The organism is Mesorhizobium sp. M4B.F.Ca.ET.203.01.1.1, from assembly GCF_004791025.1.
In the GTDB taxonomy this organism is placed as follows: Bacteria; Pseudomonadota; Alphaproteobacteria; order Rhizobiales; family Rhizobiaceae; genus Mesorhizobium; species Mesorhizobium abyssinicae.
In genome coordinates this window covers 134,914-161,674 of sequence record NZ_SRUO01000014.1, presented here as the reverse complement: position 1 = coordinate 161,674, position 26,761 = coordinate 134,914, and the positions used below count along the sequence as shown (strand labels likewise).

At 65.5% G+C, this 26,761-nt stretch carries 31 protein-coding genes; 10 read left to right on the top strand and 21 right to left on the bottom strand.

What is annotated here, in order from left to right; genetic code table 11:
- Positions 1 to 63 precede the first annotated feature (63 nt).
- A complete protein-coding gene (locus tag EN846_RS25530) occupies positions 64 to 1,119 on the top strand; it encodes a D-alanine:D-lactate ligase-like protein (RefSeq protein WP_127392655.1) in 1,056 nt (351 codons plus the stop codon).
- On the opposite strand, the gene EN846_RS25525 is transcribed toward EN846_RS25530, so the two are convergent.
- The 11 genes from EN846_RS25525 to EN846_RS25475 form a co-directional block, all read right to left on the bottom strand.
- Positions 1,116 to 1,403 carry a DUF1330 domain-containing protein gene (locus EN846_RS25525; RefSeq protein ID WP_127285095.1) on the bottom strand — a complete coding sequence of 96 codons (288 nt, stop codon included), beginning with the start codon at positions 1,401 to 1,403 and terminating at the stop codon, positions 1,116 to 1,118. The two genes, EN846_RS25530 and EN846_RS25525, sit on opposite strands and share 4 nt — an antisense overlap.
- A gap of 22 nt (positions 1,404 to 1,425) precedes the next feature.
- Positions 1,426 to 2,133, bottom strand: a complete 708-nt coding sequence (gene pyrF, locus EN846_RS25520) for an orotidine-5'-phosphate decarboxylase (protein WP_127392654.1) — start codon at positions 2,131 to 2,133, stop codon at positions 1,426 to 1,428.
- Positions 2,130 to 2,726, bottom strand: coding sequence for an NADPH-dependent FMN reductase (locus tag EN846_RS25515; RefSeq protein WP_127392653.1), 597 nt, complete (start codon positions 2,724 to 2,726; stop codon positions 2,130 to 2,132). The genes pyrF and EN846_RS25515 overlap by 4 nt, the downstream gene beginning before the upstream one ends.
- Positions 2,727 to 2,884: 158 nt before the next feature.
- A complete protein-coding gene (gene pmtA / locus EN846_RS25510; protein WP_127285098.1) occupies positions 2,885 to 3,490 on the bottom strand; it encodes a phospholipid N-methyltransferase PmtA in 606 nt (201 codons plus the stop codon).
- 126 nt (positions 3,491 to 3,616) lie between these two features.
- Complete coding sequence (dnaJ, locus tag EN846_RS25505; RefSeq protein WP_127285099.1) at positions 3,617 to 4,747, bottom strand: molecular chaperone DnaJ; 1,131 nt, start codon at positions 4,745 to 4,747, stop codon at positions 3,617 to 3,619.
- Positions 4,748 to 4,958: 211 nt separating this feature from the next.
- Positions 4,959 to 6,875, bottom strand: a complete 1,917-nt coding sequence (gene dnaK, locus EN846_RS25500; protein ID WP_127285100.1) for a molecular chaperone DnaK — start codon at positions 6,873 to 6,875, stop codon at positions 4,959 to 4,961.
- A gap of 287 nt (positions 6,876 to 7,162) precedes the next feature.
- A complete protein-coding gene (locus tag EN846_RS25495) occupies positions 7,163 to 7,957 on the bottom strand; it encodes an inositol monophosphatase family protein (protein WP_127392652.1) in 795 nt (264 codons plus the stop codon).
- 82 nt (positions 7,958 to 8,039) lie between these two features.
- Positions 8,040 to 9,038 carry an LLM class flavin-dependent oxidoreductase gene (locus EN846_RS25490; RefSeq protein WP_127309297.1) on the bottom strand — a complete coding sequence of 333 codons (999 nt, stop codon included), beginning with the start codon at positions 9,036 to 9,038 and terminating at the stop codon, positions 8,040 to 8,042.
- 3 nt (positions 9,039 to 9,041) lie between these two features.
- Positions 9,042 to 9,869, bottom strand: a complete 828-nt coding sequence (locus EN846_RS25485; protein WP_135913965.1) for an arylamine N-acetyltransferase — start codon at positions 9,867 to 9,869, stop codon at positions 9,042 to 9,044.
- 84 nt (positions 9,870 to 9,953) lie between these two features.
- Positions 9,954 to 11,123 carry an AI-2E family transporter gene (locus EN846_RS25480; protein WP_127394029.1) on the bottom strand — a complete coding sequence of 390 codons (1,170 nt, stop codon included), beginning with the start codon at positions 11,121 to 11,123 and terminating at the stop codon, positions 9,954 to 9,956.
- 164 nt (positions 11,124 to 11,287) lie between these two features.
- A complete protein-coding gene (locus EN846_RS25475; RefSeq protein WP_128271908.1) occupies positions 11,288 to 12,343 on the bottom strand; it encodes an LLM class flavin-dependent oxidoreductase in 1,056 nt (351 codons plus the stop codon).
- A gap of 237 nt (positions 12,344 to 12,580) precedes the next feature.
- On the opposite strand from EN846_RS25475, the gene EN846_RS25470 reads away from it, so the two are divergent.
- On the top strand, positions 12,581 to 13,009 hold the full coding sequence (locus EN846_RS25470; protein WP_127284673.1) for a DUF6481 family protein: 429 nt from the start codon (positions 12,581 to 12,583) through the stop codon (positions 13,007 to 13,009).
- Between the two features lie 73 nt (positions 13,010 to 13,082).
- On the opposite strand, the gene sugE is transcribed toward EN846_RS25470, so the two are convergent.
- Together sugE and EN846_RS36420 are read right to left on the bottom strand one after the other, a co-directional pair.
- Positions 13,083 to 13,397 carry a quaternary ammonium compound efflux SMR transporter SugE gene (sugE, locus tag EN846_RS25465; protein ID WP_127392744.1) on the bottom strand — a complete coding sequence of 105 codons (315 nt, stop codon included), beginning with the start codon at positions 13,395 to 13,397 and terminating at the stop codon, positions 13,083 to 13,085.
- Between the two features lie 224 nt (positions 13,398 to 13,621).
- Positions 13,622 to 13,747, bottom strand: coding sequence for a hypothetical protein (locus EN846_RS36420; RefSeq protein WP_126059281.1), 126 nt, complete (start codon positions 13,745 to 13,747; stop codon positions 13,622 to 13,624).
- A 279-nt stretch (positions 13,748 to 14,026) separates the two neighbouring features.
- Here EN846_RS36420 and EN846_RS25455 point away from each other — a divergent pair, with 279 nt between their 5' ends.
- Both EN846_RS25455 and EN846_RS25450 read left to right on the top strand, forming a co-directional pair.
- Positions 14,027 to 14,992 carry a cation diffusion facilitator family transporter gene (locus EN846_RS25455; RefSeq protein ID WP_127392743.1) on the top strand — a complete coding sequence of 322 codons (966 nt, stop codon included), beginning with the start codon at positions 14,027 to 14,029 and terminating at the stop codon, positions 14,990 to 14,992.
- A 65-nt stretch (positions 14,993 to 15,057) separates the two neighbouring features.
- Complete coding sequence (locus EN846_RS25450; protein WP_127392742.1) at positions 15,058 to 15,462, top strand: GFA family protein; 405 nt, start codon at positions 15,058 to 15,060, stop codon at positions 15,460 to 15,462.
- A 10-nt stretch (positions 15,463 to 15,472) separates the two neighbouring features.
- Here EN846_RS25450 and EN846_RS25445 read toward each other — a convergent pair whose 3' ends face one another.
- A complete protein-coding gene (locus EN846_RS25445; RefSeq protein ID WP_135913964.1) occupies positions 15,473 to 16,714 on the bottom strand; it encodes a DNA recombination protein RmuC in 1,242 nt (413 codons plus the stop codon).
- Positions 16,715 to 16,817: 103 nt separating this feature from the next.
- Between EN846_RS25445 and def the strand changes: the two genes are divergently transcribed.
- From def to truA, 4 genes are all read left to right on the top strand, one after another.
- The gene (gene def, locus EN846_RS25440) at positions 16,818 to 17,348 is read left to right on the top strand and encodes a peptide deformylase (RefSeq protein ID WP_127284668.1); all 531 of its coding nucleotides are present in this window, start codon (positions 16,818 to 16,820) and stop codon (positions 17,346 to 17,348) included.
- Between the two features lie 5 nt (positions 17,349 to 17,353).
- Positions 17,354 to 18,289, top strand: a complete 936-nt coding sequence (gene fmt, locus EN846_RS25435; protein ID WP_127392741.1) for a methionyl-tRNA formyltransferase — start codon at positions 17,354 to 17,356, stop codon at positions 18,287 to 18,289.
- Positions 18,286 to 18,792 carry an N-acetyltransferase gene (locus tag EN846_RS25430; protein ID WP_127284666.1) on the top strand — a complete coding sequence of 169 codons (507 nt, stop codon included), beginning with the start codon at positions 18,286 to 18,288 and terminating at the stop codon, positions 18,790 to 18,792. Before fmt ends, EN846_RS25430 begins: the two co-directional genes overlap by 4 nt.
- A gap of 124 nt (positions 18,793 to 18,916) precedes the next feature.
- The gene (truA, locus tag EN846_RS25425; protein WP_127392740.1) at positions 18,917 to 19,672 is read left to right on the top strand and encodes a tRNA pseudouridine(38-40) synthase TruA; all 756 of its coding nucleotides are present in this window, start codon (positions 18,917 to 18,919) and stop codon (positions 19,670 to 19,672) included.
- Here truA and EN846_RS25420 read toward each other — a convergent pair.
- Both EN846_RS25420 and dapE read right to left on the bottom strand, forming a co-directional pair.
- Positions 19,669 to 20,274: a transporter gene (locus EN846_RS25420; RefSeq protein WP_127284664.1), complete on the bottom strand. Its 606-nt coding sequence runs from the start codon at positions 20,272 to 20,274 to the stop codon at positions 19,669 to 19,671. The genes truA and EN846_RS25420 overlap by 4 nt on opposite strands.
- Positions 20,261 to 21,466: a succinyl-diaminopimelate desuccinylase gene (gene dapE, locus EN846_RS25415; RefSeq protein ID WP_128271910.1), complete on the bottom strand. Its 1,206-nt coding sequence runs from the start codon at positions 21,464 to 21,466 to the stop codon at positions 20,261 to 20,263. Before dapE ends, EN846_RS25420 begins: the two co-directional genes overlap by 14 nt.
- Before the next feature lie 116 nt (positions 21,467 to 21,582).
- On the opposite strand from dapE, the gene EN846_RS25410 reads away from it, so the two are divergent.
- Positions 21,583 to 22,617 carry a 2-dehydropantoate 2-reductase gene (locus EN846_RS25410; RefSeq protein WP_128271912.1) on the top strand — a complete coding sequence of 345 codons (1,035 nt, stop codon included), beginning with the start codon at positions 21,583 to 21,585 and terminating at the stop codon, positions 22,615 to 22,617.
- Here the strand turns inward: EN846_RS25410 and EN846_RS25405 are convergent.
- From EN846_RS25405 to dapD, 4 genes are all read right to left on the bottom strand, one after another.
- Positions 22,592 to 23,293, bottom strand: a complete 702-nt coding sequence (locus EN846_RS25405) for a hypothetical protein (RefSeq protein WP_127284661.1) — start codon at positions 23,291 to 23,293, stop codon at positions 22,592 to 22,594. The two genes, EN846_RS25410 and EN846_RS25405, sit on opposite strands and share 26 nt — an antisense overlap.
- Before the next feature lie 16 nt (positions 23,294 to 23,309).
- Positions 23,310 to 23,687 (bottom strand): DUF805 domain-containing protein, encoded by a 378-nt coding sequence (locus EN846_RS25400; RefSeq protein ID WP_245478396.1) that lies wholly within the window; start codon positions 23,685 to 23,687, stop codon positions 23,310 to 23,312.
- Positions 23,680 to 24,042 (bottom strand): DUF805 domain-containing protein, encoded by a 363-nt coding sequence (locus EN846_RS25395; RefSeq protein WP_127284659.1) that lies wholly within the window; start codon positions 24,040 to 24,042, stop codon positions 23,680 to 23,682. Before EN846_RS25395 ends, EN846_RS25400 begins: the two co-directional genes overlap by 8 nt.
- A 72-nt stretch (positions 24,043 to 24,114) precedes the next feature.
- The gene (gene dapD, locus EN846_RS25390) at positions 24,115 to 24,969 is read right to left on the bottom strand and encodes a 2,3,4,5-tetrahydropyridine-2,6-dicarboxylate N-succinyltransferase (protein WP_127391850.1); all 855 of its coding nucleotides are present in this window, start codon (positions 24,967 to 24,969) and stop codon (positions 24,115 to 24,117) included.
- Positions 24,970 to 25,113: 144 nt separating this feature from the next.
- On the opposite strand from dapD, the gene EN846_RS25385 reads away from it, so the two are divergent.
- Complete coding sequence (locus EN846_RS25385; protein ID WP_127284657.1) at positions 25,114 to 25,953, top strand: LOG family protein; 840 nt, start codon at positions 25,114 to 25,116, stop codon at positions 25,951 to 25,953.
- 37 nt (positions 25,954 to 25,990) lie between these two features.
- Here EN846_RS25385 and EN846_RS25380 read toward each other — a convergent pair whose 3' ends face one another.
- Positions 25,991 to 26,611 carry a response regulator transcription factor gene (locus EN846_RS25380; protein WP_245493378.1) on the bottom strand — a complete coding sequence of 207 codons (621 nt, stop codon included), beginning with the start codon at positions 26,609 to 26,611 and terminating at the stop codon, positions 25,991 to 25,993.
- Positions 26,612 to 26,761: the final 150 nt, after the last annotated feature.

The window sequence follows — 26,761 nt, the reverse complement described above, 5'->3', positions numbered from 1 at the left end:
CGAAAGCCGATCGCAGCAGTCGTGCGATGGTAGCGGCATGACCGCCGGGAGCCTTGCCATTCGATGCCGCGCAACCAGCCGAGACTGATCCTTGTCCACGAGCCGGAAAGAGCCTGTTGCGAACGGCTTGTCGCTGACGGCCATGCGCCGGAGCGTGCCGCCGAAATCTCGTCCTATCTGGCGCAGTCGACCGATCTGGCGGGGGAGTTCGACGCGCTGGCCGCGGCTTGCGACAAACGCGGCCTCGCCTTCGCGCCGGTCGAGTTGGATGAAGCCGCCGGCGTGCTTGCCGGCGCTGATCGGGAGGCCACCCTGGTCTGGACGTTGACCGACGGCGTCGCCTATTTCCGTGGTGGCGCCGCGCCCGCGCTGGCCAGGTTGAACGGGCTGCGGACGATCGGCGCCGATGATTCCGTGTTCGCGCTCTGCCAGGACAAGTTCCGCTCGGGCGCCGTGCTCGACGCGCTCGGCCTGCCGGTGCCGCGGGCCGGCCTGGCGCGGGACGGCAACTGGCTGGTCGCGCCCCCGGCCTCGCAAGCCGGCTGGTTCGTCAAGCCGAACCGGCTCGGTGCCAAGATCGGAATCTGGCCGGATTCGCGCGTCGATGATCTTGGCCATGCGCTGGAGCTTAGCCGGCGTGTCTTTGCCCACTATCGCGACGATGTCGTCGTCCAGCCCTATGTCGCCGGCCGCAATGTTCGCGCCAGCTTCCTCGGCCTGAAGCCAGACACCGGCGTCGAGGCGCTCGGCATCGCCTTTGTCGAGTCCGGTGGCGATTTCCAGACCATGGCTGACAGCCTGGCGCTCTATGGCGACACCGGCGTGGTCGCGAAGGCGGCTGGAACCTATGCCGAGCCTGAGCTCCAGCCTGTCGCCGCCAGCCAGCCGGCGGCCGATCGGGCGATCCGCGCCATGGCGCAAAAGCTGATTGGCGGGCTTGGCCTGAAGGACGTCTTTTCGATCGATCTCAGGCTCGAGGCCGACGACACCGTCCATCTCATCGAGTTCGAGGTCTGCCCCGGCCTGCCCTGCTTCGATTTTCGCGCCTATTGCGCCTCGCAATGGGGGCTGGGCCTCGCCGATGCGATGGCTGAAACCGCGAGGACCCGGCTAGGCTAGACGCCCTCGACCAGAACGATCTCGCCATCGGCCACTTTCTGGCGGATGGCGACGGCGCGCTGGTATTCCGGCGAGTGGTAGCAGTCATGCGCCGCGGCGAGCGACGGAAACTCGATGATGACATTGCGCGCGCGGCCCGCCCCCTCGGCCTTCTCATGCTCGCCGCCGCGCGCCAGGAACTGCGCGCCGAACCGCTCGAACGCCGGCTTCGCGGCGGCGACATAGTCCTTGTAGCCCTCGGCGTCGCGCACATCGACGCGGGCGACCCAGTATCCCTTTGGCATGCTTCTTCTCCCGGTTGCGGCGTTACGCCGAGCGCATCTCGTCAAGTATCGCTGCGGCCGCCGCGCGCCTGTCGTCGGCGGCGACGATCGGCCGGCCGACCACGAGATGGCTGGAGCCGTTGCGGATCGCCTGGGCCGGCGTCACCACCCGTTTCTGGTCGCCGTGGTCGCTTCCCTTGGGCCGTATGCCCGGCGTGACCACGGCCATGTTCGGCCCGACGATCCGGCGCACGGCTTCCGCTTCCTCCGCGGAACAGACGACGCCGCCCATGCCGGCATGCAGCGCCTGTTCCGCGCGCCTCAGCACCAGCGTGTGCGGATCGTATTCGTAGCCGGCATCGATCATGTCCTGCTCGTCCATCGAGGTCAGCACGCTGACAGCGAGCAGGCAGAGATCGCTGCCCCTGGCCGCTTCCACCGCTGCCCGCATCGCCTTCGGATAGGAGTGGATGGTCAGCATCGACATGCCCATCCTGACGATGCTCTCGACCCCCTTGGCCACCGTGTTGTCGATGTCGAGCAGCTTCATGTCGAGGAAGATCTTGGTGCCGCCGCTGGCAAGCTCGCGGGCGAAGTCGAGCCCGCCGGCGAAGGCGAGCTGATAGCCGATCTTGTAGAAGGACACAGTGCCGTCAAGCTCGCGCACCGCCTTCTCGGCCTCTTTCAGCGTCGGCACGTCGAGGCCAACGATCAGCCTGTCGCGCATGGTGTCGGCATGTTCGGGAATCATGCCTCGATCCGGCTGGACAGCATGCGCGAGGTTTCGATCAGTGTGCGGCATAGGCGCTCCATCGATTGGCGTAGACTGTCGTCGCGGAAATGTCCATCCTGGTCGAAGGCGTCGCTGGCGCCCGAGACCGAGCATTCCGGCGTGACCACCTCGACCTGGCAGCGCACCAGCACGGCACGCAGATGATTGATGCAGCGTATGCCGGCGAACTTGCCGTCGGAGGAGGAGCAAAGGCCGGCCGGCTTGCCCGGAAACGGCCTGAACGAGCGGCTGCCATCGCGGCGTATCCGGCTCACCCAGTCGACGCTGTTCTTGAGCAGCGGCGGGATCGAGCCGTTATATTCCGGCGTTGCGATCAACAGCCCGTCATGGCCGGCGATCAGCCGGCCGAGCCGCATGGCATTCTGCGGAATGCCTTCTTCCTTTTCCAGGTCCTCGTCCATGATCGGCAGCGGATAGTCGCCGAGCGAGATGCGCGTCACCTCTGCGCCCTGCATGGCAAGCTCTCGCTGCGCCACGTCGGCGGTCCTGCCGCTGAAGGCGCCCGACCGGACCGATCCGGCGAAGACGAGGATTTTCGGGATTACTGGCATTGCCCACCCTTGTTCCCGGACAGGTACAGAAAGGGGGCGTTCAAATCAACGGTTGGATGAGGAACCGGGAGTAGGGGAATAAGGGAGTAGGGCAGCAGGGGGAATGTACGGCTCGATTTCCCTACCCCTACTGCCGTACTCCCCTATTCCCTTCTCATCTAATGCGCCTCGCGTCGGTAGATCCACAGCTGCGTCGGCGGAATGTTGCGGATGATGAAATCGAAATGCTTGACCGTGTAGTCGCCACGGCCGGGCGGGATCGGCGACAGCGGACCGTAGGTCAGCTGCACGATCGGCCGGCCGGCGGGGATGCGGTCGAGCAGGCTTTCGATATAGGCGATGCGCTGGGCGACCGGGAAGTTGAGCAGGGGCACGCCGGAGACGACCGAATCGAACACCATGTCTCGCTTGTCGCCGAGCGTCGCGTTGAGATTGAAGGCGTCGCCCTCGATGACGTTGACGCCGGGATAGAGCTGACGCAGATGGCGCACGAAATCGGTCGAGTATTCAACGGCGTAGAGATTTTCCGGCTTCACGCCCTGGGCCAGGATGGCACGCGTGATGACGCCCGTGCCCGGTCCAACCTCGAGCACCGGCAGGCCGGATCTCGGGTTGACGATCGAGGCCATCTTGCGGGCGGTGATGGAACTCGTGGGAACGATCGAGCCGACCGTCTTCGGCTTGTCGATCCAGCCCCGGAAGAACTTCAGCTCGTCGTCGAACTTCTCCGCCAGCGACTTGCGCAATCCGGGACCACGTGCCATGCGAGCTCTCCTCAACGCTCCCCGACCCGCTAATTAGCAGCTAGGTGGGACAAGGCAAGGCGTCAACCTGGCATAAGGTGTTGATGACGCTCGGGAAGCATCCCGGATGCATGCCGTTTCAAACTGTCACCGATCGCCGAACGACTCAAAAAAGTCCTTCATGCGGGCGAAGAAGCCGCTCGACTGGGGCGAATTGTCCTGCGAGGACAACTGCTCGAATTCTTCCAGCAGCTCGCGCTGGCGGCGCGACAGGTTCTGCGGCGTCTCGACCGCGGTCTGGATGTAGAGGTCGCCGACATTGGGCTGGCGCAGCACCGGCATGCCCTTGCCCTTCAGCCGGAACTGGCGGCCGTTCTGCGTGCCTTCCGGCACCTTCACCTTGGTCTGCGTGCCGTCCAGCGTCGTCACCTCGAACGAACCGCCAAGAGCAGCCGTCGTCATCGAGATCGGCACCTTGCAATAGAGATCGGCGCCGTCGCGCTGGAAGAATTCGTGCGGCTTGACCGCGAGGAAGATGTAGAGGTCGCCAGACGGACCGCCGCGCAAGCCGGCCTCGCCCTCATTGGCAAGCCGGATGCGGGTGCCGTCCTCGATGCCGGCCGGGATGTTGACCGACAGCGAGCGCTCCTCGGTGACGCGGCCCTGGCCGGCGCATTTCGGGCACGGGTCCTTGATCGTCTGGCCGCGGCCCTGGCACTGCGGACAGGTGCGCTCGATCGAGAAGAAGCCCTGCGTTGCGCGCACCTTGCCGTGGCCGTTGCACATCGAGCAGGTCGCCGGCTGGGTGCCCGGCTTGGCGCCGCTGCCCGAGCATTCCGAACAGGAGATCGAGGCCGGCACGCGGATTTGCGCGGTCTTGCCGGAGAACGCCTCCTCCAGCGAGATTTCCATATTGTAGCGCAGGTCCGCGCCGCGCTCGCGGCCGCCCGACGAGCGCCGCTGGCGGCCGCCCATCATGTCGCCGAAAATATCCTCGAAGATGTCGGCGAAGCCGCCGGCGCCGAAGCCCTGCGCGCCGCCATTCATGCCGCCATGTTCGAAGGCGGCGTGGCCGAAACGGTCATAGGCCGCGCGCTTCTGCGGGTCCTTCAGTGTCTCGTAGGCCTCGTTGATTTCCTTGAACTTGTGCTCGCAGGCGTGGTCGCCGGGATTGCGGTCGGGATGGAACTGCATGGCGAGCTTGCGGAAAGCGCTTTTGAGCTCCTTCTCGTCGGCGCCCTTTTGCACGCCCAGCGTCTCGTAGAAATCAGCTTTCATTTTTTCCCGCAGTCCGGATGCTCAACGTCTTGATGCACTGTTGCGTCGTTTGCCGGCACGTCGTTTCGATTTAGGTGCGATGGTGGCCGTATGCCAGCCTTGACGCGGGTTTGCCCGCGTTTTTTCGGCCGCGCCTAGCACTTTTTCAGCCAGGGTTGCAAAAAAGCCCGGCTTTGCGCCGGGCTTTTCGCTTTATCTGGCGTCAGACGGTTCAGGCCGACTTCTTCTTGTCGTCATCCTCGTCGATTTCCTCGAAGTCGGCATCGACCACGTCCGAGTCCTTGGCGGCGTCCGCCTTGGCGTCGGCCTCGGCCGCTTCCTTCTGCGAGGCTTCGTACATGGCCTGGCCAAGCTTCATCGAAGCTTCGGCGAGCGCCTGTGTCTTGGCCTCGATCTCGGCCGCGTCGTCACCCTCGGTGGCGGTCTTCAGCGCCGCGATCGCATCGGAAATCGCCGTGCGCTCGGTCTCGGAGACCTTGTCGCCATATTCCTTCAGCGACTTCTCCGACGAATGCACAAGCGCCTCGGCCTGGTTGCGGGCCTCGACCACGGCGCGGCGCTTCTTGTCGGCCTCGGCATTGGCCTCGGCATCCTTGACCATCTTCTCGATGTCGGTGTCCGAAAGACCGCCGGACGCCTGGATGCGGATCTGGTGCTCCTTGCCGGTGCCCTTGTCCTTGGCAGAGACGTTGACGATGCCGTTGGCGTCGATGTCGAAGGTGACTTCGATCTGCGGCACGCCGCGCGGCGCCGGCGGGATGCCGACCAGGTCGAACTGGCCGAGCATCTTGTTGTCGGCCGCCATCTCGCGCTCGCCCTGGAAGACGCGGATGGTCACCGCCGACTGACTATCCTCGGCGGTCGAGAACACCTGGCTCTTCTTGGTCGGGATCGTCGTGTTGCGCTCGATCAAGCGGGTGAACACGCCGCCCAGCGTCTCGATGCCGAGCGACAGCGGCGTCACGTCGAGCAGCAGCACGTCCTTGACGTCGCCCTGCAGCACGCCGGCCTGGATGGCGGCGCCGAGCGCCACGACCTCATCGGGGTTGACGCCCTTGTGCGGCTCCTTGCCGAAGAACTGCTTCACGATCTCCTGGATCTTGGGCATGCGGGTCATGCCGCCGACCAGGACGACCTCGTCGATCTCGCCGGCCTTCAGGCCGGCGTCCTTGAGCGCCGCCTTGCAGGGATCGATCGTGCGCTGGACGAGATCCTCGACCAGGCTCTCGAACTTCGCCCGGGTCAGCTTCAGCGTCAGGTGCTTCGGGCCGGTGGCGTCGGCGGTGATGAAGGGCAGGTTGATCTCGGTCTGCGTCGTCGACGACAGCTCGATCTTGGCCTTCTCGGCCGCCTCCTTCAGGCGCTGCAAGGCAAGCTTGTCGGCCTTCAGGTCGATGCCCTGTTCCTTCTTGAACTCGGCCGCCAGATACTCGACCAGGCGCATGTCGAAATCCTCGCCGCCGAGGAAGGTGTCGCCATTGGTCGACTTCACCTCGAAGACGCCGTCGCCGATCTCGAGCACGGAAATGTCGAAGGTGCCGCCGCCAAGGTCATAGACGGCGATGGTCTTGCCGTCCTTCTTGTCGAGGCCGTAGGCAAGGGCTGCCGCGGTCGGCTCGTTGATGATGCGCAGCACCTCGAGGCCGGCGATCTTGCCGGCGTCCTTGGTCGCCTGGCGCTGGGCGTCGTTGAAATAGGCCGGAACGGTGATGACCGCCTTCTCGACCTTCTCGCCGAGATAGGCTTCCGCCGTCTCCTTCATCTTCTGCAGGATCATGGCCGAGATCTGCGACGGCGACTGCTTCTTGCCGCCGGCCTCGACCCAGGCATCGCCATTGTCGCCCTTGACGATCTTGTAGGGGACAAGCTTCTTGTCTTTCTCCGTCACCGGATCGTCATAGCGGCGGCCGATCAGGCGCTTCACCGCGAAGATGGTGTTTTCAGGATTGGTGACCGCCTGGCGCTTGGCCGGCTGGCCGACGAGGCGCTCGCCGTCGCCGCTGATGGCGACGATGGAAGGGGTCGTGCGCGCGCCTTCCGCATTCTCGATGACCTTCGGCTCCTTGCCATCCATGATGGCGATACAGGAGTTGGTCGTTCCCAGATCGATACCGATTACTTTTGCCATTGTTCTAGTCTCTCCGCTAAGCAGGCTCTCAGGACCCGTGAAGGCGTTCCGACGAAAGCCCCTGTTCACAAGAAATCCCGTTCCGGCAACCGGCTTTCCGGCGCCGAACGGCTTGGCGCGTATATAAGAACAGGCCGGACGGCGCGCAAGCATTCTGCGCAAGGCGTCCACTATCCCGGTCCACGGCAGGGAAAAGGCCTAAATCACGCGTACCGCAGCCGATTTGCCGCCGGACATGGCCAAACTTGCAGAATCCGAGGCGGGCAAAAACGTCGCAGCCGCCGCAATCAGCGCCCGAATGCCTCGACGCAGAGTGCCTGCAGCTTCGGGAAGATCGCCTTTCCACCGGCGATCACCTTCGTCCCCTGGCCGATGACGGTTGCCGGATCAGCCGTGAGCACCGTGCCGCCGGCTTCCTCGACCAGCAGCATGCCGGCCAGGCAATCCCAGGCGTTCATATGTTCCTCGACATAGCCGAGCAGCCGGCCGGAGGCGGCATAGGCGAGCATCAGCGCGCCCGACGCGTTGCGGTAGAAGACGCCGCCTTCGGCCATGATGGCGCGGATGAGCACGGCGACATGCTCGGTGTTGGCCCGGTTCGACAGCCCGGTTCCGACCGATCCTTCCGTAAGGCTCGCGGCCTTGCTCGCCGTGATCGGCCTGCCGTTGACGAAGGCGCCGCCGCCGCGATGGCCGTGGAAGGTCTCGCCCGTCGAGGGCTCGTGGATGACACCGACCACCGTCTCTCCGTTACTGGCGCAGGCGATCACCACGCACCAGGCCGGAATGCCGCGCACGAAATTGGCGGTGCCGTCGATCGGGTCGATCACCCAAACATGGCCTGTCGTCCCCGCGACCGCGGCATGTTCCTCGCCGACGATGCCGTCCTGCGGATAGGCTTCGGCGATCGCCGCGCGGATAAACAGCTCGACCTCGCGGTCGCCGTCCGAGACCAGGTCCTGATGGCCCTTGCTCTCGATGGTCAGGTTTTCCAGGTCGCGGAAATACTTGAGCCCGAGCTCGCCGGCCCGTCGCGCGAGGTCGATGGCAAAGAGCGTTCGCGCGTCGAGGTCATTTGTCACAGGGGTGCTCGCGGTCGGGATGGGTGGTCCGCCATAGCAAAAGCCGTTGCCCGGCAAAAGCAGCAAAAGCGCCTTGTCGGTCTCAGGCCGCTTGCGACAGCGATTTGTGGACGTCGGCAAGGATCTCGAACGAGCGCACCCTGGCCGCATGGTCGAAGACTTGCGCCGTCACCATCAGCTCGTCGGCGCCGGTGCGACGCACGAAGGCGTCGATGCCTTGCCGCACCGTTTCCGGCGACCCGACCACGGCGCAGGACAGCGCCTGGCCGAGCATGGTCTTCGCCATCGGGTCCAGCGTCTGCTCGTAGCCCTCGACCGGCGGCGGCAGCCGGCCGGGCCGGCCGGTGCGCAGATTGACGAAGGCCTGCTGCAGCGAGGTGAACAAGAGCCGCGCCTCTGCATCGGTCGGCGCGGCAAAGACGTTGAGGCCGAGCATGACATAGGGCCTGTCGAGCTCAGCCGACGGCTGGAAGCGCGAGCGGTAGACTTCCAGCGCATGGTCGAGCTCAGCCGGCGCGAAATGCGAGGCGAAGGCGTAAGGAAGGCCGAGCAGCGCGGCGAGCTGCGCGCCGTAAAGGCTGGAGCCGAGGATCCAGACCGGCACCTTCTGGCCTTCGCCGGGCACGGCGCGGATGCGCTGGCCTTCCTCGGCCGGCTGGAAATAGCCCATCAGCTCGACGACATCCTGCGGGAAATTATCGCTGGCTTCCAGATTGCGGCGCAGCGCCCGCGCCGTCGCCATGTCGGTGCCGGGCGCGCGGCCGAGCCCGAGGTCGATGCGGCCGGGAAATAGCGCCGCCAGCGTGCCGAACTGTTCGGCGATGACCAGCGGCGCATGGTTGGGCAGCATGATGCCGCCGGCGCCGACGCGGATCGTCCTGGTGCCGCCGGCGACATGGGCGATGACCACCGAAGTCGCGGCACTGGCGATGCCCGGCATGTTATGATGCTCGGCCAGCCAGTAACGCCTGTAGCCGAGGCGCTCGGCATGGCGGGCGAGGTCGAGCGAGTTCGCCAGCGAGCGCGAGGCATCGCTCCCTTCGGCGATCGGCGACAGGTCGAGTACGGACAGGGCGGTCATTTCTCAGCGCTCCACGATGTTCTTTTCCCGCACCTTGGCGGCGAAGGCGGGCCGGTCGGGGATGACGATGCCGAGCTGGTCTTCCAGCACACCGGCGAGCTCCGCCGCTGTCGAGATCTCCCGCTGCTCGGTGCGGCCGCCGAGATGATGCGTCGACAGCCGGTTGTTGCGCAGCGCGTAGCGCCGGTCGGGCAGGGCGCGCGCCGCGATCACCGAGGACAGGAAATGCGAGCTCGGATGCGTCGACAAAAAGTGGTTGCTGACCGCATAGTCGACCGCGTAGGCCGGCTGCGTGTCGAAGCGATAGATGCTGCGCCAGTCGCCACCGATCTGCGCCTGCAGGCGGAAATGATCCTCCGTCTCGACGAGGCGGAAGGGTTCATGCGGTGTCTGCTGCTCAGGTCCGGCTTCGAGCAGCAGCGGCGCCGTCAGCGTCAATCCGCCGAAGCCGACATCGGCGAGATAGGTATAGCCGTCGAATTCCACCCTGAGCAGCATGTGGCTGCGCGCGGTGATGGCGTCGTCCGGCTGGCCCCACAGCACCCGCGCGGCGAGGCCGCTGACCTCGAAGCCGAGCGCCGTCAGCGCATGCATGAAGAGCAGATTGTGCTCGTAGCAATAGCCGCCGCGGCCACGCGTGAAGATCTTGTCCTGCAGCGAGGCGAGGTCGAGCTTGGGCGGATGGCCGAGGAACGGATCGAGATTCTCGAACGCGATCGCTTGCGGATGTTGCCGGTGCAGCGCCTTCAGCGTCGCCAGCGAGGCCTCGGTCGGGCCGCGATAGAAGATGCGGGCGAAATAGGCATCGAGGTCGAAGGAGGCGTCGGTCATGAAGGAGGTCCGGCTTTGACCGGCTCGATATAGGCACTCGCTCCGCGTCCGACAAACAGGCGCGGTAACAATTGCCGGGCCGGGTCAGGTCCGGATCTTGCCGTTCTGCTCGGCCGTATCCTCTTCGACGACGAGGCTGTGCTGTGCCGCCAGGAAATTGCCGACATGGCTCAGTCCTTCGAAATGGTCGCAGAAGACCTTGACGACGACCAGCAGCGGCACCGCCATCAGCGCGCCGACAAAACCCCACAGCCACGACCAGAAGGCAATGGCGATGAAGATCGCCACCGCGTTGATCTCCAGCCGCCTGCCGACCACCAGCGGCGTCACGAACTGGCCCTCGACGATGTCGCACAGCAGCACGAAGGCCGGCGCCAGCAGCGCAAAGGAGATCGAGTCGAAGCTGATCAGCGCGATGACGGTGACAAGTATGATCGTCATCAACGCGCCGACATAGGGCAGGAAATTGAGCAAGGCGGCGGCCGCGCCCCAGACCATTGGGTTGGGCATTCCGAGCCCCCACAGGCCAAGGCCAATCACCGTGCCGAGGCCTGCATTGATGATGGTGACCGTGAGCAGGTAATGCGAAATCTCGCGCTCGACGTCGTAGACGACGCGCAGCGCCCGCTTCTTCTCGCTGAGGCTGGCGAAGGACTGGATGATCTTCTCGTAGAACATCGTGCCGGAGGCGAGCAGGAACAGCGACAGCACGAAGACGATGGTGATGCCGGTGCCCGCCGACAGGATGTTGCCGGCGGCGGAAGACAACATGCCGGACTGCGCCACCGCGACCTTCTGCACATCGGGCTCCTGTGACGTCTGGGTCAGGCCTTCCAGCTGGTGCGAGATCTGCATGATCTTCTCGAACGGCTGCCTGAGTTGGGCAAGGCGCTCGGTCAGCTGCATGCCGATCGTGGACGCGTTGTTGATGAGCTCGATGACCGGGCCGCTGAGCAGATAGCCGGCGCCGGCAACAAAAATCAGCGACAGCAGCACCAGGAGCGTCGCCGACAGCGCGTCGGGCACGCCGTGCTGGCGCAGGAAGCGCACGATCGGCGTCAGCGTCAGCGCCAGCAGGAAGGCTAGGATCACCGGCATGAAGAAGGCGCGGCCGAAGTAGAGCGCATAGACCGCCATCAGGATGAAGATGCCGATGAGCAGCGACCGTATCAAATGCGTATCCGCGCGTGTGTCTTCGCGCGGATCAGGCGTCCCGGTGGCGCCGGTGCCCGAAGCGGTCGGTTCGGCCTTCATCGTTTCCCTCGGGCACGCCGCAAATGATGATGCGGCTTCCTCGCGAAAACGTGCTTCCGACGGCAAAGTTCCGTTAGCCGGCAATGACTTCGGCCGGACAGGAAATGCGCCGACGGCGAAGATGGAGCCGCGGCTTCGGTCGTTGGAACGCGTCCGGCCCGCCGTCAGGCGACGGGTTCGGCTGGTGCTGCCTTCGCTGTTTCCTTGCGCACGATCGGCGCCACCCTGGTGCCGTAGAGCTCGATCGCCTTCATGACCTTTGCGTGCGGCATGGTGCCGATCGCCATCTGCAGCAGGAAGCGGTCATTGCCGAAGATCCTGTGCTGGGCGACGATCTTCTCCGCCACCTGTTCGGGATTGCCGACGAACAAGGCGCCGTTCGGACCGCGCGACTGGTCGAAATGCGCCCGCGAGGTCGGCCCCCAGCCGCGCTCGCGGCCGATGCGGTTCATCACCTCGGCCTGCGGCGTGTAGAAATCGTCCGCCGCCTTCTCGGTGGTCTCGGCGATGAAGCCGTGCACGTTGAGGCTGGTGGCGAGGCTTGCCGGATCGGTTCCGGCCCGTCTGGCGGCCTGGCGATAGACCTCGAACAGCGGCGCGAAGCGCGCCGGCTCGCCGCCGATGATGGCGAGCGCCAGCGGCAGGCCGAGCGCGCCGGCACGGGCCGCGGACTGCGGCGTCCCGCCAATGGCGATCCAGACCGGCAGTTTCTCCTGGAGCGGGCGCGGATAGACGCCACGGCCGTTGATCGGCGCGCGCAGGCGTCCTTGCCACGTCACCTTGACCTGATCGCGGATGGCAAGCAGCAGGTCGAGCTTCTCGGCGAACAGCTCGTCATAGTCTTCCAGATTGAAGCCGAACAGCGGGAAGGATTCGATGAAGGAGCCGCGCCCGGCCATGATCTCCGCGCGGCCGCCGGAAAGCAGGTCGAGCGTCGCGAACTGCTGGAAGACGCGCACCGGATCGTCGGAGGAGAGCACGGTGACCGCGCTGGTCAGCTTGATGCGCCTGGTGCGCTCGGCCGCCGCGGCCAGCGCCACGACCGGCGCGGAGGCGGCATAGTCGGGGCGGTGATGCTCGCCCAGCCCGAACACGTCGAGGCCGACCTGGTCGGCCAGCTCGATCTCCTCGATCAGATTGCGCAGCCGCTCATGCGGGCCGATGGCGCCCGGCCCGGGCTCGGGGCTGACGTCAGCGAAAGTGTAGAGACCGAGTTCCATGCCGTGCCATCCTGATGCCTTGTTTCGATGTTTGTGCGTCGCGCTGGAGATAGCGATCCGCCCGCCGCGCCGCCAGAGGCGCGGACTGTGAACACTGCATGTCGGTTTTCGCGCAGGACTGTGACGTCTCCCAGTTGCAACAGCCCAGAATTTCATAGCTGGCATACCGTTTTGGCGCTTGAACTATCGGTTTTCGCGCGTATGTAAGCGTCGCGAATTGACTTCAGGGAAGTGGACTTGGCTATCTACAGGGAAAAAGACATTTTCGAGCGGCGCAATGCCGCGAACGAGGCAAAGAAGGCGCTTCTGGAGCGCTTCAAGTCAAAGCCGGCCGCGGATGATCCCGCGGTGCTGGCGCGACAGGCCGAACGCAAGGCGATCCTCGAGGCGCGCGCGATACGCGAAGCCGAAAAGGCCAGGCTGAAGCAGGAAAAGCTGGCCCGCGAAGCGGCTGAGAAGGCCGAGCGCGAGGCAGCTGCCGAAGCGGCGCGCATTGCCGCCGAAGAGGCGGCTGCGGCGGAGGCCAAGATCCGCGAAGCCGAAGAGAACGATCGCATTTCGCGCGTGCTCGCCGACGAGGCCGAACGCAAGGCCAAGCGCGATGCGCGCTATGCCGCGCGCAAGGCGCGTGTCGGCCGGACGCCTCCGGGGTTCTCGGCCCGCTAACAGCGGTTTCGTTCGAAGAACAGGTTCAGGGTCGCCAGGGGCGGCCCCGAACGCGTTTGCCTCGCGGCAAACATCAGGCCACCAGCTTCAGGCCGGCGATGCCGCAGACGATGAGGCCGATGCAGGCGAGCCGAACCACGGTCGCCGGCTCGCCGAGCAGCCAGATGCCCAGCAGCGCGGTGCCGACGGTGCCGATGCCGGTCCACACCGCATAGGCCGTGCCGACGGGCAGCTCCTTCAGCGCCAGGCCGAGCAGGCCGAGGCTGACGATCATTGAGGCGACGGTCAGCACCGTCGGCACCAGCTTCGAGAAGCCGTCAGTGTATTTCAGGCCGATCGCCCAGCCGATCTCGAACAGGCCGGCGAAAAACAGATAGATCCACGACATCGGCAACGCTCCATTCGCTGCGTGCCCTCACGGCGCACGATCTTGCGAAACCGGCGCGCGGAGCAGCACATTCAAGCACGGGTCGTCCCGGCCGGGTTTTGGGAGGAGCGAGGTCGTCCTCGCCACGCGGATATAGGCGGTCCTCGGCCCCAATCAACAAAACACCGGCAGCATGGCTCCATGCCGCCGGTTGAAAATCCGCGCCAGGACGGATCAGCCGAGGCCTATTTGTCCTTGAGCCGCGTCGCCTTGACCGGCGGCGCCTTGAGGGCCGGGGCCGCGGCGGGCTTCTTCGCGTCCTTCTTCGGCTTACGGGCTTCCTTGCCCGCCTTCATCGCACCTTTAGCCATGATTCGTTCCTCCGATTGTGGGCAACGAAGTGAAACAAGAGAAAAGCCGGACTGCAAGAGGACATTGTCGGACGCGCGCGGCGGCCTGGCCGCTGTCAACCGGTTTTCGCCGGCGAATCGCCTGGGGAGCTCCGACGGCCCCGGTCGTTATTGCGCGTCATGACGAAACGGATTCGGGCGTCGCGCTTTAAGTCTCTGTCTTGATGCGTTCCCCCAAAACCGCGGCGCGATTTTGGACGACATGCATTAAGCTCAAGGCGTCAACCGGGACAGCGCGGCATGGCAGGGCATGGCGGATCGAAAAAGGTCATCTACGCGGCGCTTGCCGGCAATCTGGCGATCGCGTTGACCAAATTCGCCGCCGCGGCCTTCACCGGCAGCTCGGCAATGCTTTCGGAGGGCGTGCATTCGCTGGTCGACACCGGCAATGGCGGCCTGCTGCTCTACGGCATGCATCGCGCCGCCCGCCCGCCCGACCGCAGCCATCCGCTCGGCCATGGCCGTGAGCTCTATTTCTGGAGCTTCATCGTCGCCCTCCTCGTCTTCGCGCTTGGCGCCGGCGTGTCGTTCTACGAAGGCGTGGTGCACATCATGGCGCCGGAGCCGGTCGCCAATGTCAGGGTGAATTATGTCGTGCTCGGCCTCTCCTTCCTGTTCGAGGGCAGTTCCTGGTATGTGGCGCTGACCGCATTCCGCCGCGAGAAGGGCGGACTGGGCTGGTTCGAGGCGGTGCGGCTCAGCAAGGATCCGAGCGTCTATACGGTGCTGTTCGAGGACAGCGCGGCACTGCTTGGCCTGATCGTCGCCTTTGCCGGCATATTGGCGGCGGAAGTCTTTGCAATGCCCGAGCTCGACGGCGCCGCCTCGATCGGCATCGCGCTGATCCTCGGTTCGACCGCGATCTTCCTGGCGCGCGAAAGCAAGGGCCTGCTCATCGGCGAGCCGGCATCGCCGCAGGTGCAGAACAAGGTGCTTGCCATCGTGCAGCGGGATCCGGCGGTGCAGCGGGCGAACGGCGTTCTCACCGTCCACATGGGACCGCAAGAGATCGTCGCCGGTCTGAGCGTCGAGTTCGAAGACCATCTGACGGCGCCCGAGATCGAGGCCTGCGTCGAGCGGCTGGAAGCGCTGCTGAAAACCGAGATGCCGGAGATCACCCGGCTGTTCGTCAAGCCGCAAACCACCGGCACCTGGGAGCGCCGCCGCAAGCTGATCGACGCTGCCTCCGATCCGGCTTTGGACTAGCGCTGCGCTGTTGCCTCGCGGCCTTGTCCCGCTAAGATCGTCGCGAATTCTGGAGGAGGTTACCGATGAGGATTGACGGCGGGTGCCATTGCGGCGCCATCACCTATGAGGCTGAGGTCGACCCGGAAAAGACCGGTATCTGCCACTGTACTGATTGCCAGCAGCTGACCGGAACAGCCTTTCGCGTGACAGTTGGCGCGCCAGAAGACCAATACCGGATTACCAAGGGCACACCGAAGGTCTACATCAAAACAGGATCGAGCGGCGCCAAGCGCGCACAGGGCTTTTGCGGCGAATGCGGTTCGCATCTCTATGCCACGTCGGTGGGCGACGGGCCGAAAATCTACGGCATCCGGGTCGGCACAGCCCGTCAGCGCGAGGAGCTCGTTCCCAGAAGACAGGTCTGGCACCGCTCGGCGCTGCATTGGCTGCCTGAATTCGAAGGCATGACGACGCTCGAGGAGCAATAGGGCGCCCGCCTCAGTCGCCGTCCTCGACAACCCGCAGCCTGAGCTGGCCGGTCTTGGAATCGGCCACCCGCGTCCCCGCTTCAGCCTTGCGCGGCGCCTCGGCTTCGCCTTCGCCGAACTCCAGCGCCTCGATCTTCTGGCCGCGCTTGGTCACTTTCGACGTCGAGACCAGGATGTCGTCGATGTCTTTCGCCGACTGGGTAAAATGCGTCTGCAGCCGGCGTACCCGCTCGTCGACACGCCCGACATCCTCCATCAGCCGGATCACCTCGCCCTGGATCAGATGCGCCTGCTCGCGCATGCGGGCGTCCTTCAGGATCGCCTGGATGACCTGGATCGACAGCATCAACAGCGACGGCGAGACGATGACGACGCGGGCCCGGTGCGCCTTCTGCACCACCGCCTCGAAATTCTCGTGGATCTCTGCGAACACCGATTCCGACGGTACGAACATGAAGGCGGTGTCCTGCGTCTCGCCCTGGAGCAGGTATTTGTCGGCGATATCGCGGATATGCACCTCGATATCGCGCCGGAAGGCCTGCGCCGCGGCCTTCTGCATCTCCGCGCCTTCGGCGGCGCGGATCGCGTTCCAGGCTTCGAGCGGGAACTTGGCATCGACGGCGAGCGAGGGCGCGCCGTTCGGCATCCGTACCAGGCAGTCGGGCCGGCTGCCGTTCGACAGGGTCGCCTGGAATTCGTAGGCGCCATGCGGCAGGCCGTCGGCGACGATCGCCTCCATGCGCGACTGGCCGAAGGCGCCGCGCGTCTGCTTGTTGGAGAGGATCGCCTGCAACTGCACGACCTGGCCGGCCAGCGACTGGATGTTGCCTTGCGCCGTGTCGATCACCGCCAGTCGTTCCTGCAGTTTGGCCAGGCTCTCATGCGTCGATTTGGTTTGCTCGGTCATGGTCTGGCCGATGCGGCCGGTCATGGCGTCGAGACGCTGGCCGATCGACTGGGTGAGCTCGGCCTGCCGCGCCCCGAACACTTCGGCAATCGCGCCCATGCGGCCCTGCATCTCGGCCTGCGCCTGTAGGATGCCCGCCATCCGCGCCTCGGCGTCGCGGGCATGGTCGGCGGCTTCCGCGGCTGCTATCGTCCGCGCCCTGGCCGAGCGCCACAGCGCGATGACCAGCGCAAGGAAGAGGCCGAGAAAAAGGACAGCGCCGAAGGCCAGCATATGGCCGAGCGTGAACGTGCTGGCGCCGAGCCGGGCCACGGGTTCGGAAAGGATGGAGCTCAGGTCGTTCATGCGGGCAGCATAGATGATTCGGCTCTCCGGCACAGATCAAAACGTGAACAGGGCGAAAGCGCCCCGGTTGACGCTTTTCGCATGACGTCTTAGGTGAGACGCCATGTCGATCAAGCCGCTCATCATCCTTCCCGATCCCGTCCTGCGCCAGCTGTCCAAACCGGTCGAGCGCGTCGATGCGCCCTTGCGCAAACTGGCCGGCGACATGCTGGACACCATGTACGACGCCCCCGGCATCGGCCTGGCGGCGATCCAGATCGGCGAGCCACTGCGCATGCTGGTCATCGACCTCGCCAAGGAGGACGAGACGCCGGCGCCGCATGTCTTCATCAATCCGGAAATCCTCGAAAGCTCGGACCAGCGCTCGGTCTATGAGGAAGGCTGCCTGTCGATCCCGGACTATTACGCAGAGGTCGAGCGTCCCGCCGCGGTGCGAGTGAAGTATCTCGACCGCGACGGCAAGCTGCAGGAGATGCAGGCCGAAGGGCTGATGGCGACCTGCCTGCAGCACGAGATCGACCATCTCAACGGCGTGCTGTTCATCGACCACATCTCGAAGCTGAAGCGCGACATGGTGGTGAAGAAGTTCAAGAAGCTCGCCAAGGACAAGGCGCCGGGCAAGCTGGTGGGCTAGGGGTCATGCCCCTTCGCGTCATCTTCATGGGCACGCCGGAGTTTTCCGTGCCGACGCTGCGCGCGATTGCCGAAGCCGGCCATGAAATCGTCGCCGTCTACACGCAGCCGCCGCGTGCCGCCGGCCGGCGCGGGCTGGAGCTGACGCCGTCGCCCGTGCAGCGCGAGGCGGAGCGGCTGGGCGTCGAGGTCCGCACCCCGACATCGCTCAAGGGCGAGGCCGAGCAGCAGGCATTCGCCGCGCTGCGTGCCGATGTCGCCGTGGTCGTCGCCTATGGGCTTTTGTTGCCAAAGGCCGTTCTCGAGGGGGCCAGGCTCGGCTGCCTGAACGGCCATGCCTCGCTTCTGCCGCGCTGGCGCGGAGCGGCTCCCATCCAGCGCGCCATCATGGCCGGCGATGCCGAAACCGGCATGATGGTGATGCGCATGGAGGAGGGTTTGGACACCGGACCGGTGGCGTTGCTTGAAAAATGCGCCATCGAACCCGATATGACCGCCGGCGAACTGCATGACCGTCTGATGGCTCAGGGCGCTTCGCTGATGGTGGAAGCGCTCGCGCAGTTGGGGATAAATTATCTGACATTTGCCCAACAGGCGACTGTGGGGGTGACCTACGCCCGAAAGATCGATAAATCGGAGACACGCGTAGACTGGACGCGGCCTGCCGGCGAAGTCCACAATCACATTCGCGGCCTCTCGCCTTTTCCGGGCGCGTGGTGCGAGGTCGACATTGGCGGCCGCATGGAGCGGCTGAAACTGCTTCGCTCGACGCTCTCGGATGGCGTCGGCGAGTCGGGAGGAATTCTCGATGACCGGCTGACGGTCGCCTGCGGGTCAGGCGCGGTCCGGCTGGTCGAAGTTCAACGGGCGGGCGGAAAGCCCGCCGCCGCGCAGGAGTTCTTGCGCGGGGCCAAGATCGAAAAAGGAACGAAACTCTCATGAGCATGATGTCGATACGCGCGGCGACGCCGCGGGATCGCGAGGCGATCCGCCTCGTCGAAGAGCATGCCTTCGGCCAGCAGGCGGAGGCCGGACTGGTCGACGCGCTGGTCACCGGCGGCGATGCCGTCGTCGAGCTGGTGGCGGAAGAGGACGGCCAGGTGGTCGGCCATATCCTGTTCTCCCGGCTTTTCGTCCAGAAGGGCGCCAAGCAGTTCGCGGCCGTGGCGCTGGCGCCGCTGGCAGTCGAGCCGTCCTTCCACGGCACCGGCATCGGCGGCGCCCTGATCCGCGAGGCGCATGTCCGCCTCAAGGAAGCCGGCGAGCGGCTTGCCGTGGTGCTCGGCGATCCGTCCTATTACGGCCGCTTCGGCTACACCCATGCGCGCGCCGAGAAATTCGAGAGCGAGTACCAGGGCGAGGCGCTGCAGGCGCTGGCCTGGGGCGATGCTCCCGAGGCCGGCAAGCTGGTCTACGCTTCGGCCTTCACCGCGCTTGCCGCCTGACGCATGTCGCCCAAAAGTGCGTGGCGGTTTTGGGACAACGACATGCATGAAAATAAGAACTTGAAGCGCGTCGCACGAGGCCGTTCAGGCGCGGCGCGCTTCAAGTGGCGAGCCGCCGCCTGATATGCCGCGTTTTCGCCTCGACATCGAATATGACGGCAGCCTTTTTGCCGGCTGGCAGCAGCAGGCGGATCAGCCTTCGGTGCAGCAGGCGATCGAGCAGGCGATCGAAAAGTTCTGCGGCGAGGCGGTAAGGCTCCGCGCCGCAGGCCGCACCGATGCAGGCGTGCACGCCACCGCCCAGGTGGCGCATGTCGACCTGGTCAAAGCCTGGCCGGGCGACAAGGTGCGCGACGCCGTCAACGCGCATCTGCAGGCCGCCGGCGCTCGCATCGCCATCCTCAAGGCCGCTGTCGTCGCCGACGGCTTCGATGCCCGCTTCTCCGCCACCGGCCGCCACTACCTCTACCGCATCCTCAACCGGCGCGCTCCGGCGGCGCTGGAGAAGGGCAAGGTCTGGTGGGTGCCGAAGCGGCTCGACGCCGAGGCCATGCACGAGGCGGCCAAAGTGCTGCTCGGCCGCCATGATTTCACGACTTTCCGCTCGACCCAGTGCCAGGCCGAAAGCCCGGTTCGCACGCTCGACCGGCTCGACGTCAGCCGTTCGGGCGACATGATCGAGGTGCGGAGCTCGGCGCGCTCCTTCCTGCACAATCAGGTGCGCTCGATGGTCGGTTCGCTGAGGCGCGTCGGCGACGGCTCCTGGATCGCCGCCGATCTCAAGGCTGCGCTCGACGCCCAGGACCGCGCCGCCTGCGGCCAGGTGGCGCCGCCCGACGGGCTGTTCCTCATCGGCGTCGATTATCCGGAAGGATCCTAGCCCTCGACCCCCGTCGGGATGGTGATGCCGAGCAGCGCCTGCAGCCCGAACAGCACCGCCAGCGAGGCCACGAACATGCCGGCGAAGACCGCGGTGCCGACGGCGGCGCCCCTGCCGATCACGGCATTGGTCATGCGCCAGGTCAGTATCATCGAGACCGCGAACAGGAGCAGCGACACCAGCCCGGGGACCTCGTCGGTCGACGGCAGGAAAAGCCGGATCAGCGCCGACGGCAGCATCAGCCAGGCGATAATCGCCGACGCCCAGTTGCTGGCCACGACATAATGGACGAAGCGGCCGCCAATGCCGACGCGCGGCGCGATCAGCGCCAGGCCGACCAGCGGCAGCACCCAGGAGCCGATATCGACGGTCGCCAGCCGCAGAAGCATGCTGAAGCGGCCGGCAAAGGCGTTCGGATCGCCGATCTCATTGGCGATGCCGACCCAGCCGACGATCAGCGCCGGCGCGGCCACGACGATGGCGAAGAAGGAGTTCCAGAAACCGTCCGCCGACAGGTCGAGCAGGCGCAACCCGTCGACCTTGCCGAGCATCAGCCGCCAGGCGCCGGCCAGCGAGGCGTAGGTTTCATCAGCCGACAGCATGGTCCTGCCCGAACCAGTCTTCTATGAAGCGCTGATAGATCCCGGTCAGCGTTTCCAGATCGGCAAGCGCGACGCGTTCGTCGACCATATGCATGGTCTGGCCGACCAGTCCGAACTCGACCACCGGGCAATAGTCCTTGATGAAGCGGGCGTCCGATGTGCCGCCGGAGGTGGAAAGCGCCGGCTTCCTGCCGACCGTCGCCTTGACCGAACCGCTCAGCGTCTCGATCAGCCGCTCGTCGCGGGTCAGGAAGACGTGGCTCGGCCGGTCGCGCCAGACGAGCTCGTAGTCGACCGGGGTCTTCTTGCCTGGCCGGTACTTCTTGCGCCCGGCCGCCTGGTCGAGGCGGTTGTGGATCTCGGCCTGGATGGTCTCGGCCGTCCAGGTGTCGTTGAAGCGGATGTTGAAGGTGGCCGTCGCCTTGGCCGGGATGACGTTGGTGGCCGGATTGCCGACGTCGATCGAGGTGACCTCCAGATTGGTCGGCTGGAAATCCTTGGTCCCCTTGTCGAACACCGGATGGAGCAGGGTGTCGACCAGGCTGATCAGCCCGCGTACCGGATTGTCTGCAAGCTGCGGATAGGCGGCGTGGCCCTGGCGCCCGTTGACGGTCACGCTGCCGGAGATCGAGCCGCGCCGGCCGATCTTGATCATGTCGCCGAGCGTGTCCGGATTGGTCGGCTCACCGACGATCGCGGCGTCCCATTTCTCGCCCTTGCCCGCCGCCCACTCGAGCAGCTTCACCGTGCCGTTGATCGCCGGCCCTTCTTCGTCGCCGGTGATCAGCAGCGAGACAGAGCCCTTCGGCCCGCCCGCCTTCTCGACATGGCGCGCCACCGCCGCGATGAAGCAGGCGATGCCGCCCTTCATGTCGACGGCGCCGCGGCCATACATTTCGCCATTCGCGATCTCGGCGGCGAAGGGCGGGTGCGTCCAGGCCGTCTCGTCGCCGACCGGCACCACATCGGTATGGCCGGCGAACATCAGATGCGGTCCGTTGCCGGAGCGCCTTGCATAAAGGTTCTCGATGTCCGGCGTGCCGTCTTCAGAGAACACCGGACGCTCGACGGCGAAGCCGAGCGGCTTCAGCATCGTCTCCAGCGCGGCGAGCGCGCCGCCTTCGGCGGGCGTCACCGAGGGGCAGCGGATCAGGGCGGCAAGGTTTGCGGCGGGGTCGGTGGGCAATTTCATGGGCAAAGCGATAATCGAAAGCGAAAGGCCTGTCACGACCAGACGTCATGGCCGGCCATGGCGCCGACATTATGGTTTTCATGTCGTATAGTCGCAGACCAAGGTGAGACTATCGCATGGCCAGGGAAGAAAAGACCATCGCCATTGCCGGCGCCGGCAGTATCGGCTGCTATGTCGGCGGCTGCCTTGCGCTCGCCGGACGCAAGGTGGCTTTGCTGGCGCGCCCGCGCGTCGAGGCGGCGTTGCGCAAGGATGGCTTGCGGGTCAGCGACCTCGATGACCGCGACCGCCGCATCGCGCCCGCGGCGCTTTCCGTCACCGCCGATCCAGCCGAGGCCCTGGCCGGCGCCAATATCGTCCTGGTGACGGTCAAGAGCGGCGCCACCGAGGAGATGGCCGCGCTCATTGCGGCGCATGCCAGCCCGGAAGCAGTGGTGGTCAGCCTGCAGAACGGCGTCGACAATGCCGAGAAACTGCGGGCAAGGCTTGCCGGGCGACACGTGCTTGCCGGCATGGTGCCGTTCAATGTCGTGCAGACACCGGAGGGCGAGGCGCCGTTTCACGTGCATCGCGCCAGCGAGGGCAAGGTGATGATCGAGGACGGCGTGGCCGGCCTTGCCGGCCTGCTCGACGTCGAAGGGCTTGGCGTCGAAACCCATGTCGATATGAAGGCGGTGCTGTGGGGCAAGCTTTTGATGAACCTCAACAACGCCTTGGTGGCGCTGTCCGATCAGCCGTTGGCAACCGAACTGGCCGACCGCCGCTGGCGGCTGATCCTGGCAGCCCAGATCGACGAGGCGCTGGCGGCGATGCTGGCGTCGGGCATCCGGCCGGCGCGCATTGCCGGCCTGCGTCCGGCGCTGCTGCCCAAGGTGCTCGGCCTGCCCGACTGGCTGTTCCGGCGGCTGGCGCGCCGCATGCTGGCCATCGACCCCGAGGCGCGTTCGTCCATGTGGGACGACCTGCGGCGCGGCCGGCCGACGGAGATCGGCGAATTGCAGGGCGCGGTGCTCGCGCTCGCCGAACGCTCCGGCGTGCCGGCGCCGATGACGGAACGCGTCGCCGCCCTGGTACGCGAGGCCGAGGCGGCACGGCGCGGTCCGCCGGGGCTGGCGCCGGAAGCGGTCAGACCTGATCGTCGATCAGGGTGATCTTCTGCCAGATCTTGCGCGACAGGTTGGAGGCCAGGTTCTCGACGTCGTTGACGCCGTCGATGACCACGTCGTCATTGACCGACTGCGCGAACAGCGCCGCGATCTTGCCGGTGATCGACAGCATCTCCGAGCAATAGTCGAGGTAGCGGGCGAGGTCGGCGGCATTGGTGATGCGGGCCGGCGAATGCGAGGTCGGCTTGAAATTGGCCGACAGCGTCGCCGGGTCCTTGGTCAGCTGGTGCATGTCGATGACGTGGATCAGCGAGCGCAGGCCGTGCAGCTGGCGGAACACCTGCTTGCGCTTGATGCGCTCCTCGGTGCGGATGAGGGCCAGGAAGCCGACGATGGCGAGGATGAACATGTTGAGCGAGGCTTCGATGCCTTGCACCGACTGGACGGCGTCGCTGGTCCGCGAAAGCCGGTCGAGCGGCAGGATGGTGCCGACGAAGACGAACACCAGCGCGCCGGCGACGACGGCGGCGGCGATCAGGCCGCGCAGCCACCAAAGCGGCGCCTCCAGCGCCTTGGCGCCCTTTGCCAGGTCGCGCGACAGCGACACCAGTTCGGCGGCGACGCCGCGAAGGCCGGCGTCGGGAAAACGCTCGGCGACGCGCTCCTCCAGCCGTTCGGCGGTCTCGATGATCAGTTTCGGATCGAGCGTGCGGTAGCGCATGGCGAAAGATGGTCGCTCAGGAATCGGCCGGCGCGTTGGTGCGCCTGCCATAGCGGTTGGGCCCGGGTTGCCCCGGAAACAGGCACAGCACGAGGAAGGCGACGATCGAGACGACCGGCACGAACAGCACCAGCGCCGCGATGCCCGGCTTGTCGAGATCGTGCAGCCGCTTCACCGCCAGAACGATGTTCGACCAGAGCGAGCCGACAAAGGCGATCAGGAAGATGAACGACCACATGTTGCTCTCGGGCGAACCCTCCGGCACCAGCGTGAAGCGATAGAGCGGAAACGCCTGGACGATGGCGACCAGCAATCCGCCGAGAAAATAGGCCGCGCGGCTGACGCGGCCCGAGGTTTTGAAGAAAAGCCAGGTAAGGTCGGATTTTTCAGGCAAGCGGATCCGGTCCATACTGATTGGCGCCCCTGGTGCCCTCAAGGATGCCGAGTTCCACAAGCAACCAGATGCCGCCGATGATGGGTATGAGGCCGATCAGCGTCCACCAGCCCGACTTGTTACGGTCGTGCCAGCGTTTGGCGTAAAGAGCAAACGCGAAATAGATCGATGCCAGCGTGACGATGATACCGATGATGCCGACCTGGCCGCCGCTGGCCGTGGTGAAACGAGTGCCGAGGATCGAATCGAGGATGAAGGCAACGATGCCGATGGCAATGAATATGCCGATGCCGGCCCAGAACTTGGCTCGGTTGATGCGGCCCTCGAAGCTGGTCAGAAGATACTTCCAGTCCATGACGCCCCTCCGTGTTGAACCCGCGCGACGGAATGTCGCGCCGGCGGAAGGTGCGTCTGTTCGCGGAAAAGATCAATCGCGAAGCAGCTCGTTGATCGACGTCTTGGAGCGGGTCTTGGCGTCGACCCGCTTGACGATCACGGCGCAGTAGAGGCTAGGGCCGGGTTCGCCATTGGGCAGCGGCTTGCCCGGCATCGAGCCGGCGACGACCACCGAATTGGCCGGCACTTCGCCATAGAACACCTCGCCGGTGGCGCGATCGACGATCTTTGTCGACTGGCCGATGAACACGCCCATGCCCAGCACCGAGCCCTCGCGCACGATGCAGCCCTCGACCACTTCCGAGCGCGCGCCGATGAAGCAATTGTCCTCGATGATGGTCGGGCCGGCCTGCATCGGTTCCAGCACGCCGCCGATGCCGACGCCGCCCGAAAGATGCACGTTCTTGCCGATTTGGGCGCAGGAGCCGACCCCGACCCAGGTGTCGACCATGGTGCCCGAATCGACATAGGCGCCGACATTGACGAAGGATGGCATCAGCACGGCACCCGGCGCGATGTAGGCCGAGCGGCGCACGATCGACGACGGCACTGCGCGGAAACCGGCCTTCTCGAAATCCACCGCGCCCCAGCCGTCGAACTTCGACGGCACCTTGTCCCACCAGGCCGCCTGGCCGGGACCGCCCTTGATGATCTCCATCGGGTTCAGCCGGAACGAGAGCAGCACTGCTTTCTTCAGCCACTGGTTGACGTGCCACTTGCCGTCGGCCTGGCGCTCGGCGACACGGGCGGCGCCGCGGTCGAGCAGGTCGAGCGCGGCCTCGATGGCGTCGCGCGTTTCGCCCCGCGTCGCGGTCGAAATCGTGTCGCGCTCGTCAAAAGCCTTCTCGATGGTCTTTTCGAGGCTCGCCAGATCGGGCTTCGACATCAATTTGCTCCGTTACCAAGCTGTTAAGGGGCAGCGCCTTAACCTGTTTCAAAGTCGCGCGGACCCTATGTGAAGGTCTGATAGGGGTCAATCGCGACTGCGTCACGGGACGGCGCAAGTGGAGAAAATGGACGGGTGGATTTGATGACTCCCATGGAAAAGGCGGGATGGACGCCGCTGCCGCATTCGGATGAGGATCTGGAGCGGGCAAAGAGCGTGCCGGATACGCCGCAGACACGCGCCGACACCTACAGGCTGGCCTGGAACGATCCCGACTTCATGACGCGTCGCGAATTGCGAGCCGTCAGGCTGCAGCTCGAGCTGCTGAAGCCGGAGATGATCCTCGCCGAGCGTGGCATCCAGTCGACCGTCATCCTGTTCGGCGGCGCTCGCATTCCGGAGCCCGGCGGCGACGCCTGGGCGGCGAAGAACGAGACGCAGAAGAAGAACCTCGAGCTGAACAGCCGCTATTACGAAGAGGCGCGTAAATTCGCCCGTCTCTGCTCGCAGCATTCGGCGGGGTCCTACTATCGCGAATTCGTCGTCGTCACCGGCGGCGGGCCTGGCGTCATGGAGGCGGGAAACCGCGGCGCCGACGATGTCGGCGCGCCGTCCATCGGCCTCAACATCGTGCTGCCGCACGAGCAGGCGCCGAACGCCTATGTGACGCCCGAGCTCTGCTTCAACTTCCACTATTTCGCCATTCGCAAGATGCATTTCGTCATGCGCGCCAAGGCCGTCGCGGTGTTCCCGGGCGGGTTCGGCACGATGGACGAATTCTTCGAGACGCTGACGTTGATCCAGACCGGCCGCATGGAGCGCGTGCCGGTGATCCTGTTCGGCAAGGCCTTCTGGCAGCGCGCGATCGATCTCGATTTCCTCGCCGAGCAAGGCACCATCACGCCCGGCGACCAGGACATCATCGATTTCGTCGACACCGCCGACGAGGCCTGGGCGATCATCAGCCGCTTCTACAATCTCTGACCGGCCCCGCAACTCGCCCCTGGGCCGACGCTGTCCGCTATTGCAGCTCGGCCAGCCATCCGACCGATTGCGCGAAGCGCACGATGGCCGCCCGGGAGTGGAGTTCGAGCTTGTCGGTTGCCCTGGTCCGGTAGGTCTCGATGGTCTTTATGCTGAGATTGAGCCGCGAGGAGATCTCCTTGTTGCTGTAGCCGAAGGCCACCAGCTGGATGACCGATCGCTCCCGTTCGCTCAAATTGCCGGCATCGCCTTGCACGCTGCTGCGTGGGCTGAGGATGCGCGCGGCCAGTGCCGGGTCGACGTAGTTGTCGCCGGCCAGCACGCAGCGGATGGCTTGCAGCAGATCTGTGGTCGTCGACCGCTTGACCACAAACCCCCTGCCGCCCGCGGCCAGCACCTGACGCAGGCAGCCGGGATCCTCATGAGCCGTCAGCGCGATGCACTTGAGGCTGGGGTACCTTTCGAGAAGCCGCTCGATGAGCATGACCCCATTGACGCCAGGAAGCGAGATATCGATCACCGCGACGTCAGGCAGGGCCTTGCCGATGGTTTCGAGGGCCTCGTCCGCATTCGCCGCAAGTCCGACGATCGTCATGTCCACCTGGCCATCGATCATCGCGCCGATGCCGGACAGGACGATCGGGTGGTCATCAACCACGAATATCCTTCTACGCGACACCCTTAACCTCCATCAGCCTGTCAAAGGTCCATCACGTGGAGAGATCCCCTTGCCCTTGATGGTTCATGACAGCTCGTCCCGGACGACGGGAGGAGCGCGTCTATGCCTGCAAACCCTGAGCGGGAGCAG